At 68.4% G+C, this 15,452-nt stretch carries 13 protein-coding genes and 1 other RNA gene; 7 read left to right on the plus strand and 7 right to left on the minus strand.

Going from position 1 to position 15,452, the window contains the following annotated elements; translation table 11 throughout:
- Nucleotides 1–130: 130 nt before the first annotated feature.
- Nucleotides 131–289: non-coding RNA, 6S RNA (ssrS, locus tag BUF17_RS09150), on the minus strand.
- A gap of 262 nt (nucleotides 290–551) precedes the next feature.
- On the opposite strand from ssrS, the gene BUF17_RS09155 reads away from it, so the two are divergent.
- Nucleotides 552–2,126, plus strand: a complete 1,575-nt coding sequence (locus BUF17_RS09155; protein WP_073627814.1) for an FAD-dependent monooxygenase — start codon at nucleotides 552–554, stop codon at nucleotides 2,124–2,126.
- A gap of 182 nt (nucleotides 2,127–2,308) precedes the next feature.
- Nucleotides 2,309–2,959, plus strand: coding sequence for a TetR/AcrR family transcriptional regulator (locus BUF17_RS09160; RefSeq protein ID WP_073627816.1), 651 nt, complete (start codon nucleotides 2,309–2,311; stop codon nucleotides 2,957–2,959).
- Nucleotides 2,960–3,088: 129 nt separating this feature from the next.
- On the opposite strand, the gene BUF17_RS09165 is transcribed toward BUF17_RS09160, so the two are convergent.
- From BUF17_RS09165 to BUF17_RS09185, 5 genes are all read right to left on the minus strand, one after another.
- Nucleotides 3,089–3,661: a YceI family protein gene (locus BUF17_RS09165; RefSeq protein ID WP_139282476.1), complete on the minus strand. Its 573-nt coding sequence runs from the start codon at nucleotides 3,659–3,661 to the stop codon at nucleotides 3,089–3,091.
- On the minus strand, nucleotides 3,658–4,275 hold the full coding sequence (locus BUF17_RS09170) for a cytochrome b (protein ID WP_342185889.1): 618 nt from the start codon (nucleotides 4,273–4,275) through the stop codon (nucleotides 3,658–3,660). Before BUF17_RS09170 ends, BUF17_RS09165 begins: the two co-directional genes overlap by 4 nt.
- A gap of 170 nt (nucleotides 4,276–4,445) precedes the next feature.
- Nucleotides 4,446–5,045, minus strand: a complete 600-nt coding sequence (locus tag BUF17_RS09175; protein ID WP_073627820.1) for a YceI family protein — start codon at nucleotides 5,043–5,045, stop codon at nucleotides 4,446–4,448.
- 304 nt (nucleotides 5,046–5,349) lie between these two features.
- The gene (locus BUF17_RS09180) at nucleotides 5,350–6,303 is read right to left on the minus strand and encodes an aldo/keto reductase (protein ID WP_073627822.1); all 954 of its coding nucleotides are present in this window, start codon (nucleotides 6,301–6,303) and stop codon (nucleotides 5,350–5,352) included.
- Nucleotides 6,304–6,363: 60 nt separating this feature from the next.
- Nucleotides 6,364–7,791, minus strand: a complete 1,428-nt coding sequence (locus tag BUF17_RS09185; protein WP_244530824.1) for an MFS transporter — start codon at nucleotides 7,789–7,791, stop codon at nucleotides 6,364–6,366.
- A gap of 400 nt (nucleotides 7,792–8,191) precedes the next feature.
- On the opposite strand from BUF17_RS09185, the gene BUF17_RS09190 reads away from it, so the two are divergent.
- Together BUF17_RS09190 and BUF17_RS09195 are read left to right on the plus strand one after the other, a co-directional pair.
- Nucleotides 8,192–9,226: an LLM class flavin-dependent oxidoreductase gene (locus BUF17_RS09190; protein WP_073627824.1), complete on the plus strand. Its 1,035-nt coding sequence runs from the start codon at nucleotides 8,192–8,194 to the stop codon at nucleotides 9,224–9,226.
- 135 nt (nucleotides 9,227–9,361) lie between these two features.
- Nucleotides 9,362–10,606 (plus strand): flavin monoamine oxidase family protein, encoded by a 1,245-nt coding sequence (locus tag BUF17_RS09195; protein WP_073627826.1) that lies wholly within the window; start codon nucleotides 9,362–9,364, stop codon nucleotides 10,604–10,606.
- A gap of 40 nt (nucleotides 10,607–10,646) precedes the next feature.
- Here BUF17_RS09195 and BUF17_RS09200 read toward each other — a convergent pair whose 3' ends face one another.
- Nucleotides 10,647–11,528, minus strand: a complete 882-nt coding sequence (locus BUF17_RS09200; protein WP_073628267.1) for an aldo/keto reductase family oxidoreductase — start codon at nucleotides 11,526–11,528, stop codon at nucleotides 10,647–10,649.
- A 92-nt stretch (nucleotides 11,529–11,620) separates the two neighbouring features.
- On the opposite strand from BUF17_RS09200, the gene BUF17_RS09205 reads away from it, so the two are divergent.
- From BUF17_RS09205 to BUF17_RS09215, 3 genes are all read left to right on the plus strand, one after another.
- Complete coding sequence (locus BUF17_RS09205) at nucleotides 11,621–12,517, plus strand: LysR family transcriptional regulator (protein ID WP_073627828.1); 897 nt, start codon at nucleotides 11,621–11,623, stop codon at nucleotides 12,515–12,517.
- A 389-nt stretch (nucleotides 12,518–12,906) separates the two neighbouring features.
- Nucleotides 12,907–14,055 (plus strand): PAS domain-containing protein, encoded by a 1,149-nt coding sequence (locus tag BUF17_RS09210; RefSeq protein ID WP_073627830.1) that lies wholly within the window; start codon nucleotides 12,907–12,909, stop codon nucleotides 14,053–14,055.
- Nucleotides 14,052–15,443, plus strand: coding sequence for a sigma 54-interacting transcriptional regulator (locus BUF17_RS09215; RefSeq protein ID WP_073627832.1), 1,392 nt, complete (start codon nucleotides 14,052–14,054; stop codon nucleotides 15,441–15,443). The genes BUF17_RS09210 and BUF17_RS09215 overlap by 4 nt, the downstream gene beginning before the upstream one ends.
- The last annotated feature ends 9 nt before the right edge of the window (nucleotides 15,444–15,452 follow it).

Raw genomic sequence — 15,452 nt, forward strand, 5'->3', positions numbered from 1 at the left:
AACCGGGAGAGGCATGCCCTCCGCAGTATCCGCGACTGCGATCGCCGCGGGAGAGACGCCCCGAGGTCGCGGCCTGGGGGATGTCTGCCGACCCCTGCGGAACAGCCGGCAGGGGGCGGAAATCAAGGTGGGCGAACCGCCTCGGCCGTCAGAGTTTTCGATCCCGGGAACCTACAACGTAGGTGGGCGCCGTTTGTCCAGGCCCACGGGCCTGGTCAGGTACAGCTCCCTTGAGGATCGATAAGGCCCCGGGGAATTTAGAAGTCTCCGTCGCACCGTGCAGTGTCGCCCGAGCGGAATATAGCGCGCGCCGGTCACTCTCGCCAGAGGAGCCGGCTGATCAATCGCGTCGGCGCAGCCGCCGCGTTTCCGTTGCCGCCGGCACGGGTCCCATCCGGCCGCGCCTGTGGCACCTCGGGCGATTCTGGAAACCAAAAATACCATTGCGGTTTCTTTGGTTTCCATCTAATGTCGACGTGTTGTGTTTTCCATCATTGCCATCTTGCGTTGCCGCCCCATGAATGGCGCGCGCACGACCGGAGAGGGTCATCATGGCGAGCCTTCCCAATGTTCCCGTCCTGATCGCCGGCGCCGGGCCGACCGGCCTCACCCTCGCCCTGACGCTTCGGCGCTGGGGCATTCCGGTGCGCCTGATCGACCGGGCTCCGGCGCCGGCCACCGTTTCCAAGGCGCTCGCGGTCTGGAGCGCCAGCCTCGAGGCGCTGGCGAGCCTGGGCGTCGTCGACGCATTCGAGGCCGACGGCACGCGGCTGCGCAGCCTGACGGTCGGTGACGGCGAGAAGGTGCTTTCCCGGCTCGTCGTCGGCGAGGGCATCGACAGCCCCTATCCCTACCCGCTGCTGCTGCCGCAATCGCGCACCGAGGCGATCCTCGGCGCGCGGGCGGAGGCGGAGGGCATCGCGGTGGAGCGCGGCGTCGAGCTCGTCGGCCTCGCGCAGGACGAGGCAGGCGTGACGGCCCGGCTCCGTCACGCCGACGGCCGCGAGGAGGATGCCCGCGCGCTCTACCTGGTGGGGGCCGACGGCGCCCGCAGCTTCGTGCGCAACACGCTCGGCATCGCGTTCGAGGGCTATACCGAACCGCAGACCTTCCTGCTCGGCGACGTCGGCATCACCGGCACCGATCTCGACCGCGCCAGCATCTATATCTGGTGGCACAATGGCAGCACGGTCGCGCTGTTCCCGTTCGGGGGCGATGTCTGGCGCATCTTCGCCGTGCGGAACGGAGAGGGCGACACCCCGCCCACGCTCGAGGAACTGCAGGACCAGATGGACCGCCACGGCCCGCCCGGCGCGCGGCTTCACGATCCGAGTTGGCTTTCCGCCTTCCGGACCAACGAGCGGCTCGCCGCGCACTATCGCAGCGGACGGGTCTTCCTCGCCGGTGACGCCGCCCACATCCACAGCCCGGCCGGCGGCCAGGGCATGAACACGGGCATCCAGGATGCCGTCAATCTCGGCTGGAAGCTCGCCTATGCCCTGCGCGGGCTTGGCGAAGGCGACCTCCTGCTGGACAGCTACGAGGCGGAGCGCCGCCCCGTCGCCCGCGACGTCGTCGCCGGCGCGTCCCAGAAGCTCCACGTCGCCTTTGCCGACGGCAAGATGCAGCGCCTGCTGCGCAACATCGCGGTATCCATGATCGGCCGGATCCCGGCGGCCCAGAAGATGCTGCAGGTCGAGCTTTCGGAAACCGGCATCGCCTACCACGACGGCCCGCTGGTGGCGCTCGGCGCGCCGCCGCGCCATCCGAAGCGAACGGACGCCGGCACCCGCGCCCGCGACGCGACCTTCCGGGATGAAGGCGGCGGAGACGCGACGCTCTGGCCGCTGCTCGCCGGTCCGCACCACACGCTGATCCTGTTCGAGGACGACGACCGCCCGCTCGCGCTCGATGCGGACATTACCGCCTTCGTCGGCCCGGACCTCTTCCTCGTCCGCATCCCGGCGGCCGGCGATCCCGGCGGCAAGGCGCGGGAGCGCTATCACCTGCGGGGGCCGGGGTGGGTTCTGGTGCGGCCGGATCAGGTGGTCGCGGCCCGCGGCGGCGCGGACACGCTTTCGCTGCTCGCCAACTATCTCGGGCGTGTGTTAAGGAAGAACGTGTGACGCACAGCCATGCCTTCGGTTGATTCTTCCGCTGCATCAAATGCTTGCGGGAGTGATCCGTTCGGCCGGCGCGTCTTCCACCCGGGCGTGCCGGCCGCGGCCCGGGTGTTTCGCGGCCGCGCGGACGGTTCGGTCCGGTCGCGCGGTTTCCCGAGGGCGGCCCCAGGAGATCGTCCCGGATCGTGACCGACCCGCTCGTCCTTCCCCCGATCGACCTCGACGATACGCCGGCAGGCCGCATTCTGGCGGTCGCCCGGGAAAAGGCGCTGAGGGAGGGATACAGCCGGCTGACCATGGACGGTCTCGCCCACGCGCTCGGCATGAGCAAGAAGACGCTCTATGTCCATTTTCCCTCGAAAGATGCGATCGTGCTCGCGATCTTCGAGGCGACGAAGCTCACCATCCGCCGCGAGGTCGGCCTCATCATCGCCGCGCCGGTGGGTTTTCCCGACAAGCTCGAGCGCATCTTCGCGCTGATCGCCGGGCACTTCGGCACCGTCAACGGCGACTTCCTCCACGACCTCCAGCGGTTCGCGCCGCATCTCTATCGCGCGTTCGAGGAGATCAAGGAGCAGAACATTCCGCTGCTGTTCGGGCGGGTGCTGGCGATGGGCCAGGAGCAGGGCATGGTGCGCCCCGACATCGACGTGACGTTCCTGATCGAATACTGGCTTCAGGTCATCAAGGGCGTCCACGACCCGGACGTGCTCGCGCGCACAGGCCTCGGCCCGCGCGAAGCCTTCGAGCGCGCGATCGACCTGTTCTTCTGCGGGCTGCTGACGCGCGAGGGCCGCAGCCGGAGCCGGTGGGCCGGCGATCCCGCCAGCGGGTGACGGCGCCGGTTCCGGCGGATCGAACCGCGCGAGATCACGTCCCGTTGACCGCGCGCGGCTCTGTGCCCGGGGTCGCCCGGCCGGTTCATCCGGCGGGCGGCCATTGGCTTCGATGCGGGTTGTGCCGGCTCAGTTCTTCCGCGTCGCGGTCACGTCGACGCTGACGGTGACGTCGAGCGCAACGAACGTCCCGTTCGCCCAGGATCCCTGGCCGACGCCATAGTCGGTACGCACCAGCTTCAGGCTCCCGGTGGCGTGGGCGGTGTCGCCGTTGATGGCGATCTTCATCGGCAGCACCACGTCGCGCGTGGTGTCCCGGATCGTGAGCGTGCCAACGGCGTCATAGTCGTCGCCGCCCTTGGGCCGGAAGCTCTTCGCCTCGAACACCGCCTTCGGAAACTTCGCCGCGTCGAACCAGTCGGATTCCGGCAGGGCCGCATCCTTCTGGCCATCCCCGGTCGCCGCGCTGGAGACGTCGATGGTGACGACGGCATGGCCGGCTTCGGGCTTGGCCGGATCGAACGAGATCTCCGCCGTCCAGGCGCCGAACGTGCCGTTGAAGCTCGTCTCGGACTGGCTGCCGGCGAAGCCGATGGTGCTCTTGGCCGGGTCGACGGCCCAGTCCGCCGCCATGGCCGGGGAGGCGAGGGTCGCAACCGCCAGCGCGGCGGCGAGGAACGGACGGGGCGACAGGCGTATCATCGGGATTCTCCGTGACGGAACCGGGGCTCTGCGACGCCGGGGCGGGAAGGACCGAACCTCGGTAGCATACGCGTCAGCACCGTGTCCCTCAGGACGAAATGGTGGCGCAGCGCCGCCGCGGCATGGACCGCCACCAGCCCGACGATCAGCCAGACGCCGATGAAATGGGCGTTGACGAAATCCGCGTTGAGCGCGGCCTTGGAGCCGAGAGCGGCGGGGAAGACGAGGTGCGGGAACGGGACGAGCCCGTAAAGCACCGTCGGGATGTTGAACGGCGAGGTGGAGACCAGCGCCCAGCCCGTCAGCGGCATGGCGAACAGCAGGAAATAGAGCCCGACATGGCCGAGATGGGCCGCGAGCTTCTCGAGCGGCGGCATGGTGTCCGGCAGGGCCGGCGCCTTGTGGGCAAGGCGCCAGCCGAGACGCAGCACGGTCAGCGCCAGCACCGTGATGCCGACCGACTTGTGCAACTGGAACAGCATGAACTGGGTGGCGGAGCCGGGCGGGACCGACGTCATGATCCAGCCCATGGCGAGCAGAGACAGGATGGCGAGCACCGTCAGCCAGTGCAGCGCGATCGCGACCGCATCGTATCGTGTCTTCGTCGAAACCATTCCGGACATCGGCTCAGCTCCGCTCCAGTCGACAGGATCCCAGAGCGCTTTCCGACCGGACGAGATCATCCGACCGGAAAGAAATCGCTCCAGCTTCAAAAGTTCGAGCATATCCTTGTCGTTCAGATCGGTTCGATCTGAACGGGATATGCTCTAGTGCCCGGACCTCGTCACTTGGCCGGGTTGAATTCCGCGCTGATGGTCAGCGTCACGTCCTCGCCGAGCGCCGGCGAATAGGTCGTGATGCCGAAATCCGAGCGCTTGATCGTGCCGGTGGCGTTGAAGCCGAGCACGTAGACCTTGAAGGCGTTCTCGCCGGCCCCGTTGAAGGTGGCGTCGAGGGTGACCGGCTTGGTCACGCCGTGCAGCGTCAGGTCGCCGGTGATCGTGCCGGTGGTCTTGCCGGTAACCTCGATCTTGGTCGCCTTGAAGGTGGCGGTCGGGAACTTGGCGGCATCGAAGAAATCAGGCGACTTCAGGTGCTCGTCGAGCTTCGGGTTGGTGGTGTTTACGCTGTCCATCTTCACGGTGACGTCGAGCTTCGACTTCGCCGGGTCCTTGGCATCGAAATTGAGCTTCGCGTCGAAATCGTTGAACAGGCCGTAATAGGTCGAGAAGCCGAAATGGCTGACCGAGAAGATGATCTTGGCGTGGCTGTGATCGACGGTGAAGGCGCCGCTTTGGGCCTCGGCCACGTCGGTGCTCGGACCGGCCGCGAAGGCGGGCGACACGGCGAGGGCGGCAATCAGGAACAGGGCGGTACGCTTCATGGCGGTTTTCATCCAGCGATTCGAGATCGGAAATCGCGCGGGAGCCACGGGGGAGGCGTGGCGGTCTCGCGAGCCGCCTGAAAGCTAGACGACCGATCGCGCAACGGGAATTCGCTGTCCTCGCACAAGATTGTATCCGATGATTGAACAATCACGTCGTCTTGATGGATTGTGACCAGATCATGAAACAGTGGCCGCGGTTCCGCCGCCTTTCGCGCAGCGCGGCCATCTGGAGAGACCGCGTCGCAATGGAAAGGCCGCGCGGATCGTCCGCGCGGCCACATTCGAACGGCGATGCCTGACGTCAGGCACTCGCGGCGTCGAGGAGCGCGATGTCCTCGCCGGAGAGCTTGAGCGCCGCAGCCCTGGCGAAACTTTCGACATGCGAAACACGGGTCGCGCTCGCGATCGGCGCGGTGACGCCGGGGCGAGCGATCAGCCACGCGAGGGCGATTTCGGCCGGCGAGGCCCCCCGGCCGGCAGCCACCGCCTCCAGGGCATCGAGGATCTTCATGCCGCGAGGCGTCAGATATTTCTCGACACCCTCGCCGCGGGGGCTCTGGGCGAGATCGGCCTTCGTTCGATACTTGGCCGACAGGAAACCCGAGGCGAGGCTGAAATAGGTCACGACCCCCAGCCCTTCGGCGATGCAGAGATCGCGCAGCGCCCCGTCATAGGAGGTGCGGTCGTAGAGATTATATTCCGGCTGCAGCACCCGGTAGGCCGGCAGCCCCTCCGCCCGCGCCACGGCGAGGGCCTCGCCGAGTTGGCCGGCGTCGAGGTTGGAGGCGCCCACGGCGCGGACCTTGCCCGCCTTCAACAGCTTGTCGTAGGCGCCGAGGGTTTCCGCATAAGGCGTCTCGGGGTCGGGCCAGTGGGAGAAATAGAGGTCGATGCGCTCGACGCCCAGCCGCCGCAGCGAGTCCTCGACCGCCTTCAGAATCCAGCGCTCCGACAATCCCTTGCTGCCGGGTGTGCCGAGATCGGACCCGACCTTGGTGAAGATCACGACCTTGTCGCGCACCGCCGGCCGCGCCTTGAGCCAATTGCCGATGATGGTCTCGGACTCGCCGCCCTTGTTGCCCGGCGCCCAGGCGGAATAGACGTCGGCGGTGTCGATGGCGTCGAAGCCGTGATCGACGAAGGCATCGAGCACATCGAAGCTGGTCTTCTCGTCGATGGTCCAGCCGAACACGTTGCCACCGAACACCAGCGGCGCGATGTCGAAGCCGGCCTTGCCGAGCGGTCTCTTTTCCATGGGGCGTCTCCTCTGTCGTGCGTCGGTCGGAACGTGCCGTCGCCGCCCTGTCTCGCGGCGTTACTTCGCCGCCTTGGCGACGGCCTGCCCGGCATCGGCGGGAAGCTTCAGGCTGTCGGCGATGCTGGAAAGCGACACCAGCGCGACCACCACGAAGGCGATGTGGAACGGCAGCCCGCCGCTTCCCGCCGCGGCGGGACCGGTGAGCGCCTCGCCGAGCCGCCACGCGACCGCCCCGAGCGCGACGCCGAGGCCCATGGCGAGCTGGAACGAGGTCGAGAACAGCGTGTTGGCGGCGCTCATTGCCGGGCGGGGAATGTCGGCGAAGGCGATGGTGTTGAATGCGGTGAACTGCATCGATCGCGACATGCCGCTGACGAACAGCACGGCCCACGTCACCGGCAGCGGCACCGCCGGCGAGAGGAAGGCGCAGGCGCCGATGGCGGCGGCATTGATGAGGCCGTTGACGATCAGCACCGGGCGGAAGCCGAAGCGGCGCAGCACCGGCGTGGTCAGGGGCTTGATGAGGAGGTTGCCGGCGAACACCGCCATCAGCATCAGGCCGGCCTCGAACGCGTCGTAGCCGTAGCCGATCTGGAACATCAGCGGCAGCAGGAACGGCACCGCGCTCACGCCCATGCGGAACAGCGAACCGCCCCAGATGGTGACGGCGAAGGTCTGCACCCTGAGGCTCGACAGCTCGATCATCGGCTCCTTGGTCCGCGTCAGATGGCGGACGGCCGCGATCATCAGCCCGGCCCCGAGGACGGCCGAGATCGCGACCTTTTCCCAGGCGATCACCGGCTGGCCCATCGCATCGGCGGCATAGAGCAGGCAGAATAGGGATCCGCCGCCGAGAACGAAGCCCGGCCAGTCGAACGGCTGCGCGCCCTCGCCCCGGGTGTCCGGCACTAGCGCCCAGGCGAGCCCGAAGGCGAGGATCCCGAGCGGCAGGTTGAGATAGAAGATCCAGCGCCAGTCGACCGTATCGGCGATCAGGCCGCCGAGCGGAGGCCCCAGCACCGGCGCCACCAACGCCGGCCATGTGAGGGCGGCGATGGCGCCGATCAGCTTTTCCTTGGGCGTGACGCGCAGCACCACGAGCCGCCCGACGGGCACCATCATCGCCCCGCCGATGCCCTGGAGGATGCGCATCGCCACGAATTCCGGCAGCGTGCGCGCAAGTCCGCAGAACAGCGAGGCGATGGTGAAGACCGCAATGGCGAGTGCGAACACCTTGCGGGCGCCGAAGCGATCGGCCACCCAGCCGCTGACCGGGATGAACACGCCGAGCGTCAGCATGTAGGCGCTGATGCCGGTGTTGAGGTCGACGGGCGCGACGGCGAAGCTCTTCGCCATCTGCGGCACCGCGGGGGCGATCACCGTGGCGTCGAGATTCTCCATGAAGAACGTGCCCGCGACGAGCAGCGCCACGACGAGGCCGGATTTCGCGCCGCCGGCCTGTTTCTCCATGGTCGCATTGGTCACGGGATCACCTTTCGCGCCCGCAAGCCGGCGCCGGGAACTGGGTTGCCGCCCATCGTCCCGCCGACTGCGGCGCGACAAAGGCGTTCGCTGCGAAGCCGGATCGCCAGGGCATGGGGGCGAACTTGGTAGGGCGAACCTGGTGGCCGCCCGGCTCCCCAAGGCTTTATCATCCTCCAAATCGACCATAAAGGCGTGCGGGCCGGCCTCGACGAGACCAACCTCCACGCCGTCCACCCGGCCGGTGCGCACGCCCCGCCGGGGACGGAGCAGCCCGCGCGGCGCCCGCATTGTCTTCGAAATGGGGGCGGACCGTCGCCGAACCGGCTTCTTCACGTCGGGCCTGTTTCGGGGCTTGAGTGCCCCGCCGCCCGGAGCGGCGGCTGGCCAGCAGGAGCACGACATGGAAATCGGCGTCTACACGTTCGCCGACCTCAACGCGGACCCGGCGAACGGCGCCACCATTTCCGCCGGGGAACGGCTGCGCAACCTGATGGAAGAGATCGAGCTCGCCGATCAGGTCGGGCTCGACGTGTTCGGTCTCGGCGAGCACCACCGCGCGGATTATGCCGTCTCGGCGCCTGCGGTCGCCCTCGCCGCCGCCGCCTCGCGAACGCGGCGGATCAAGCTGGCGAGCGCCGTGACGGTGCTGAGTTCCGACGATCCGGTGCGGGTCTACCAGCAGTTCTCCACCCTCGACCTCATCTCGGGCGGGCGCGCCGAGATCATGGCCGGACGCGGCTCCTTCATCGAGTCCTTCCCGCTGTTCGGCTACGATCTCGACGACTACGACACGCTGTTCACCGAAAAGCTCGACCTCCTGATGCGGATCAACGCCCAGGAGCGGGTGACTTGGAAAGGCACCCACCGCCCGGCGATCGACGGTCTCGGCGTCTATCCCCGCGCGGAGCGGGCGATTCCGCTCTGGATCGCCGTGGGCGGCACGCCGCAATCGGTGGCGCGGGCCGGCAGCCTCGGCGTTCCGCTCGCCATCGCCATCATCGGCGGCGCGCCGGAACGCTTCAGGCCGCTCGTCGAGCTCTATCGCGAGGCCGGCCGGCGGGCGGGCATCGCGCCGGATGCCCTCAAGGTCGGCATCAATTCCCACGGTTTCGTCGCCGACAGCTTCGAGGCGGCGGCGGACGCGTTTTTCCCCCCATACCTTTCCAGCATGGCCCGGCTCGGCCGGGAACGCGGCTGGCCGCCGATGTCGCTCGATCAGGCGAAGGCCTCGGCCGGCCCGCGGAACCACCTCGTGTTCGGCAGCCCGCAGCAGGTGATCGATAAGATCCTGTTCGAGCACGACCTGTTCGGCCACGACCGCTTCCTGATGCAGATGTCGATCGGGGTGATGCCGCACAAGGCGGTGATGCGCTCGATCGAACTGCTGGGCACGGTGGTCGCCCCGGCGGTGCGGAAGGCGCTGGGCACGGCCTGAGCGGTCGCAGGCCCGGGCGACCGGAACCGATTTTCCATCCGGACCCTTTCCGGATAGAAGACCCGGCAGGCTCATCGGGACAACCCGCGCGGCCCGGCACCGTCGCCCGGGATCGCGCGCTCACGAACGGCGGACATGAACGACGATTTCGATATCGCCATCGTCGGGGCCGGCGCGGCCGGCGTGGGCGCGGCGCGGCGGCTTTCGGCAAGCGGGCTCTCGGTGCTGGTGCTGGAGGCGCTGCCGCGGGCCGGCGGTCGCGCCTGGACGCGCGAAGCGGCCGGCCTGCCGCTCGATCTCGGCTGCGGCTGGCTGCATTCCGCCGGCCGCAATCCCTGGACGCGCCTCGCCGAACAGGCCGGCTTCGCCGTCGACCGCCGAACGCCGGCCTGGGGCACGCAATATCGCGATCTCGGCTTTGCCACAGCGGACCGCGAAGCCGCGCGCGCCGAACTTTCGCGCTGGAGCGAGCGGCTCGCATCAAACCCGCCCGCGAGCGACCGAGCCGCCGACGCCCTCGAACCCGGTGCCCGCTGGACCCCCTATCTGCAGGCGATCAGCGGCTTTCTCAGCGGCGACGAACTCGAACGGGTGTCGGCGAGGGACTATGCCGCCTATGACGAGGCGTCGACCACCGACAACTGGCGCGTTCCGGCCGGCTACGGCACGCTCGTGACGTCGAGCCTGCCGGCATCCGTGGCGCTGCGGCTCGGCACGCCCGTCGACGCCATCGTCCTCGATCAACGGCGCGTCGTGCTGCGGACGGCCGCCGACACCGTGCGCGCCCGCGCGGCGATTCTCACGGTCCCGACCGGTGTGCTGGCGTCCGGCGCCATCGCGCTTCCCGCCGCGCTCGATCCATGGCGGCAGGCCGCGACGCGGCTTCCTCTCGGCAACGACGAAAAGCTCTTCCTCGAAATCGTCGACGGCGATGGCCCGTTCGCGCCCGAAAGCCATGTCATCGGCGATCCGCACGATCCCGCGACCGGCGCCTATTATATCCGCCCGTTCGGCTGGCCGGTGATCGAGTGCTTCCTCGGCGGCGCCGGCGCACGCGCGGCCTCGGCCGACGGTGCCGACGCCGCCTTCGCCCGCGCCATCGAGCAGATCGTGCGGCTGTTCGGCGCGCAGGCCCGCCGGCACCTCAAGCCGCTGATCGGCTCGGACTGGACGGGAACCCCGACCATCGGCGGCGCCTACAGCCATGCCCTGCCGGGCTTCGCCGATGCCCGGCTCGACCTCGCCCGCCCGTTCGACGGTCGGCTGTTCTTTGCCGGCGAAGCAACGCACCCGAGCGACTTCTCGACCGCCCACGGCGCCCTGCTGAGCGGCATCCGCGCGGCCGAGGAAGCGATCGCCGCGCTCGCCTCGCCCGTCTGACCGCGGACATCCACTCGCCGCGCGGTCGTGAACGCGGGCCTCACGCCCCGCCGCCACCGGCTGCCACGCCGTCGAGAACGGCCATCGTCTCGTCGGAGAGCGCCAGGTCCGCCGCCGCCAGATTTTCGCGCAGATGCGCGACGGACGACGTGCCCGGGATCAGCAGGATGTTGGCGGAGCGGCGCAGCAGCCACGCCAGCGCGACCTGCATCGGCGTGGCACCGAGGCCCCGGGCGACGTCGGACAGGAGCGAGGACTGCAGCGGCGAGAACCCGCCGAGCGGGAAGAACGGGACATAGGCGATGCCGTCCCGGGCAAGGGTGTCGATCAGGCCGTCGTCCGCCCGGTGCGCCAGATTGTAGGCGTTCTGCACGCAGACGATGTCGCAGATGCGGCGGCCTTCTGCGATCTGCGCCGCAGTGGCGTTGCTGAGGCCGATGTGGCGGATGAGCCCGCGCCGCTGCAGATCCGCGAGCACCGACAGCGGCGCCTCGATCGAGCCTTCCGCGGGGCCGTGGACATCGAACATGATCCTGAGATTGACGACGTCGAGCACGTCGCGCCCGAGATTGCGCAGATTGTCGTGCACCGCCGCCGTCAGGTCTTCCGGTGAAAAGGCGGGATCCCACGAGCCCTCGGACCCGCGCCGCGCGCCGACCTTGGTGACGATGACGAGATCGTCCGGATAGGGCGCCAGCGCGTCCCGGATCAGCCGGTTGGTGACGTGAGGGCCGTAGAAGTCGCTGGTGTCGATGTGATTCACCCCCAGCGCCACCGCCTCGCGCAGCACCGCGAGCGCGGCGTCGTGATCCTTCGGCGGACCGAACACGCCGGGTCCCGCCAGCTGCATGGCGCCATAGCCGAGCCGCCTCACAGTGCGGTCGCCGAGGATGAACGTGCCGGCATCGTCGATCGTGGTCATGTCGCTCTCCCTGATGATGACGGGGAGATAGGCCTTGCCGCGCCGTGCGATAATTCCACATGGTCCGAACGAGCCGTTCGGAAGGGCGAACAATGAAGATCGATCTCGGCGACCTCAACGCCTTCGTGACCGTCGCCCGCGCGCGAGGCTTTCGCGACGGCGCCCGGCTCAGCGGCGCCAGCGCGTCGGGCCTGAGCGAGGCGGTCAGCCGGCTTGAGGCGCAGCTCGGCGTTCGCCTGTTCAACCGCACCACCCGCAGCGTGGTGCCGACCGAGGCCGGCGAACGCCTGCTCGACCGGCTCGGTCCGGCCCTGAGCGAGGTCGAGACGGCGCTCGATGTCGTCAACGGCTTCCGCGACCGGCCGATGGGAACGCTCAGGCTGAACGTGCCGGTCAGCGCCGTCCGGCTTGCGCTGCCGGCCATCGTGCCGCCCTTTCTCGCCGCGTACCCGGATATCCGGCTTGAGATCGTCGCCGACGACAATTTCGTCGACGTGCTCGCCGCGGGATGCGATGCCGGCATCCGCTACGACGAGCGGCTGGAACAGGACATGATCGCCGTGCCGATCGGCCCGCGGGTGCAGCGCATGGCGGCCGCGGCCGCACCAGCCTATCTCGACCGCCACGGCCGGCCCGGGCATCCGCGCGATCTGCTGGGTCACGCCTGCCTGCGCGGCCGCTTTCTCTCCGGCGCGATGCCGGCCTGGGAGTTCGAGCGCGACGGTGAGGTGGTGGTGGTCGAGCCGACCGGGCCGCTGCTCGTGAGCCTCGGCACCGCCGTCGACCTCGCGGTCGATGCGGCGATCGCCGGAACGGGCATCATCTTCCTGTTCGAGGACTGGCTGCGGCCACATCTCGACAGCGGCGTGCTGGAACCCGTGCTGGAGCCCTGGTGGCAGAGCTTCTCCGGACCGTTCCTCTACTATCCCGGCCGGCGTCTTGTCCCGGCACCGCTGCGGGCCTTCATCGACTTCATCCGCAGCACTTAGAGCGATTTCCGACCGGATGGACTCGTCCGGCGAAGAGAAAGTCCCCCTCCCGCACCCCTTCAAGAGTATCCGAAGGCGATTTCAGCGCCTCCGCAGAGGACGCGGCGACGGCAGCGGAGGCCCCACCGCAGGCTGCACAGGCGTCGCTGGAGGCCGATAGCGGAGCCTCACCCCGCACATCTGCGGCCACAATCGATGTGAAATGCGCAGATCAGCATCAATTCGATGCGACTATGCGCACATCCCTCCTCAAATCCCGCCTTTCTTCTCGTCTCGCGACATTTGCAATTGCAAAGTCCCGATCGCGTGGCTGGATTGATGCAGTTTTGCGGAACTCCGCTGCGTGCGTTTTCAGGCAGCGGGGATGGAAGATGACGAGACCGGCCGTGATGCGAACCGCTTTCGGGACCTTGTTGATCGACTGGATAGACCGCGAGGGGCGGCTGACGGCTGTCAGCGACTACGAGCTGCGCCTGCTCGGCATCGAGGCTGACGGCATCCGGACCGTTCCGCTGGAGCGGATTTATGCCAGCGAGTCGGCCCGGCTCATCCGGGCGATCGCCACGGGGGAGGAGACGGCGGTCGAAGCCTTCACGGTGTGGATCAACGCTCACGCCTACAGCGAAGTGCCGATGCTGGCGACAATCGTGCCGGATGGCGAGCGAGGCATCGCCGTCGTCAAGCAGGTGCTCTCGTCCACGGTACTCGGCATCGGCCCGGAACTGATCGAACGGGTCGAGATCCTCTCGCAGATGATCGGGGCCGCGACCGAAGCCTGCTGGTGCATCGAGTTCCTCGAACCGGTCGACATCTCGCTCGCCGAGGAGGAGATCGTCGACCGGGTCTTTTCCAACGAGAGCCGCTGGCGGGCCTGCAACGAAGCCATGGCGCGGCTCTATCGCGTGCCGGAAGGGCTCGACTTCAATACCCAGCCCGTAGCCCGCTACTTCCCGGACACGGACATCAACCGACAGATGATCCGCGAACTCGTGCGCTCGAACTACCGGCTCGACCAGGCGGCGGCCGTGGACCGGCGGCACGACGGCAGCGAGATGATGGTGGAGAACGATTTCCGCGCCGCCATCAAGGACGGGCTCCTCATCAGGCTCTGGGGCACCACGCGCGATATCGGTCCCTACACGCGGCGTGTGCAGCAGCTTTCCGATCGCGCGGATACGATGCGGGATATTCTGAGCGCCACGCCGGACCCGATCCTCGTCATGTCGGAGGAAGGCGTCGTTCTCGCCGCCAATCCGGCGGCCGAGATCGCCTGGGGCCGGCGGGCCGAACAGATTCTCGGCCGGCCGCTCCAGCAGTTCGTGGAGACGCGCGGCGCCCCAGAGAAGCTGAAGCACGCCGCGCTCGACGACGAGGACGGCGGCGAACTCGACCTCGTGGTCATCGCCGCGGACGACAGCCGCGACAGCTGGCGCTTCCGCTCCGCGCCCATCGCGGGAGAGATCAGCCGCTATGTTCTGACGGCCCGCCGCAAGGCCAGACGGCGCACGCGCCGCCTCGTCGAGGAGGCGGTGTCATGAAGTTCTATGCCAGCGACATCAACACGCTGTCCCACCGCCGGCTACGGCCCGGCTTCATCGACGATCCCCAGTTCGGCACCTTCCTCGATGCGCTTCCGGACGGCGCGGCCCTGATCGAGGCCGACGGGCGGATCAAGCTGGTGAACGGCAAGCTCGAGCTGCTGCTCAACCTCGCCCGCGGAGACCTCGTCGGCTCCGAACTCGCCAAGCACGCCAGGACCGCCGGTCCGGTCATCCAGAAGCTTTCGACGGCGCTGCAGCAGCTCAAGCGTGTCGAAATCTCCGGCACGCTGACCTCGCAGCGCAACGTGATCGCCACCCTCAGCATCCTGCGCACCGGCGATGGCGGGGCCTTCGGCGCGCTTCTCACCATGCGCGAGGCGAGCAGGCCGACGCGGGCCGAAGGCTCGGACAATTTTCGCTTCGAGACGGAAGCCGGCATCGTCACGCGCACGAGCTTCGTGCGGACGGGGGCGATCGACAGGATCATCGCCCAGGCGGAGATCGCCCTGCAGCGCGGAGCGACGGTGCTGCTGACCGGCGAAACCGGCACCGGCAAGAGCGAGATCGCCCGCCTCATCGCAGGCGGCAACGACGGCGCCGCCTTCGTGCATGTGCGCTGCGGCCTGCTTGGAGATGCCCAGTTCGATGTCGAGATGTTCGGCATCGAACCCGGATCGGCGCTCGACACCTCCACGCGCGGAAAGCTCGGCTATGTCGAGGCGGCCGATGGCGGCACGCTGTTCCTCGATCAGGTCAGCGACCTCTCGCTCGCCGCCCAGGCGCGGCTGGTGGCCTTTCTGGAGAGCCAGACCTTCAGCCGCCTCGGTTCCGCCCAGCGGCGGCAGGTGCGCCTGCGCATCATCGCGGCCACCAACGAGACCCTCGCCGAGCGGGTCTCGGCCGGAACGTTCCGCAAGGATCTCTACTACCGGCTCGCCGTCATGCCGTTCGAGCTGCCGCCGCTGCGCGCGCAGCCGGAGCTGATCGATGCGCTGATCGACCAGCACCTGCGCAGCCTCAATCTCGGCCGCAAGCCGCAATTGCGGCTTTCCCCGGAGCTTTCCGCCGTGCTGCGCGCCCATCCCTATCCGGGCAACGTCCGCGAACTGACGAACGTTCTGGAGCGGATCGGGGCGACGGCCGGCGAGGTGGCTCGCGTCGAGCATTTCAGCGCGCCCGAGCCGCTCGGCGGGCTGGGCGCACCGCCCGCGGCGGCCTCTGCCGGGCCGGACGACGCGCCCCGGAATTTCAAGGATCTGATCCAGGCTTTCGAAACCTGGGTTCTCGAGAAATCCATCGCAGAACATGGAAGCAAGAGAAGCGCCGCCAAGGCGCTCGGAATCGATATTGCCACGCTCGTGAGGAAGACGAGGCGGCAGAAATAAAGACCAACC

This window comes from Pseudoxanthobacter soli DSM 19599 (assembly GCF_900148505.1).
In the GTDB taxonomy this organism is placed as follows: domain Bacteria; phylum Pseudomonadota; class Alphaproteobacteria; order Rhizobiales; family Segnochrobactraceae; genus Pseudoxanthobacter; species Pseudoxanthobacter soli.

Coding starts and splice junctions, on each gene's coding strand:
- BUF17_RS09155 (WP_073627814.1), top strand. CDS start 552: ATGGCGAGCCTTCCCAATGTTCCCGTCCTGATCGCCGGCGCCGGGCCG.
- BUF17_RS09165 (WP_139282476.1), bottom strand. CDS start 3,661: ATGATACGCCTGTCGCCCCGTCCGTTCCTCGCCGCCGCGCTGGCGGTT.
- BUF17_RS09170 (WP_342185889.1), bottom strand. CDS start 4,275: ATGGTTTCGACGAAGACACGATACGATGCGGTCGCGATCGCGCTGCAC.
- BUF17_RS09175 (WP_073627820.1), bottom strand. CDS start 5,045: ATGAAGCGTACCGCCCTGTTCCTGATTGCCGCCCTCGCCGTGTCGCCC.
- BUF17_RS09180 (WP_073627822.1), bottom strand. CDS start 6,303: ATGGAAAAGAGACCGCTCGGCAAGGCCGGCTTCGACATCGCGCCGCTG.
- BUF17_RS09190 (WP_073627824.1), top strand. CDS start 8,192: ATGGAAATCGGCGTCTACACGTTCGCCGACCTCAACGCGGACCCGGCG.
- BUF17_RS09195 (WP_073627826.1), top strand. CDS start 9,362: ATGAACGACGATTTCGATATCGCCATCGTCGGGGCCGGCGCGGCCGGC.
- BUF17_RS09200 (WP_073628267.1), bottom strand. CDS start 11,528: ATGACCACGATCGACGATGCCGGCACGTTCATCCTCGGCGACCGCACT.
- BUF17_RS09205 (WP_073627828.1), top strand. CDS start 11,621: ATGAAGATCGATCTCGGCGACCTCAACGCCTTCGTGACCGTCGCCCGC.
- BUF17_RS09210 (WP_073627830.1), top strand. CDS start 12,907: ATGCGAACCGCTTTCGGGACCTTGTTGATCGACTGGATAGACCGCGAG.
- BUF17_RS09215 (WP_073627832.1), top strand. CDS start 14,052: ATGAAGTTCTATGCCAGCGACATCAACACGCTGTCCCACCGCCGGCTA.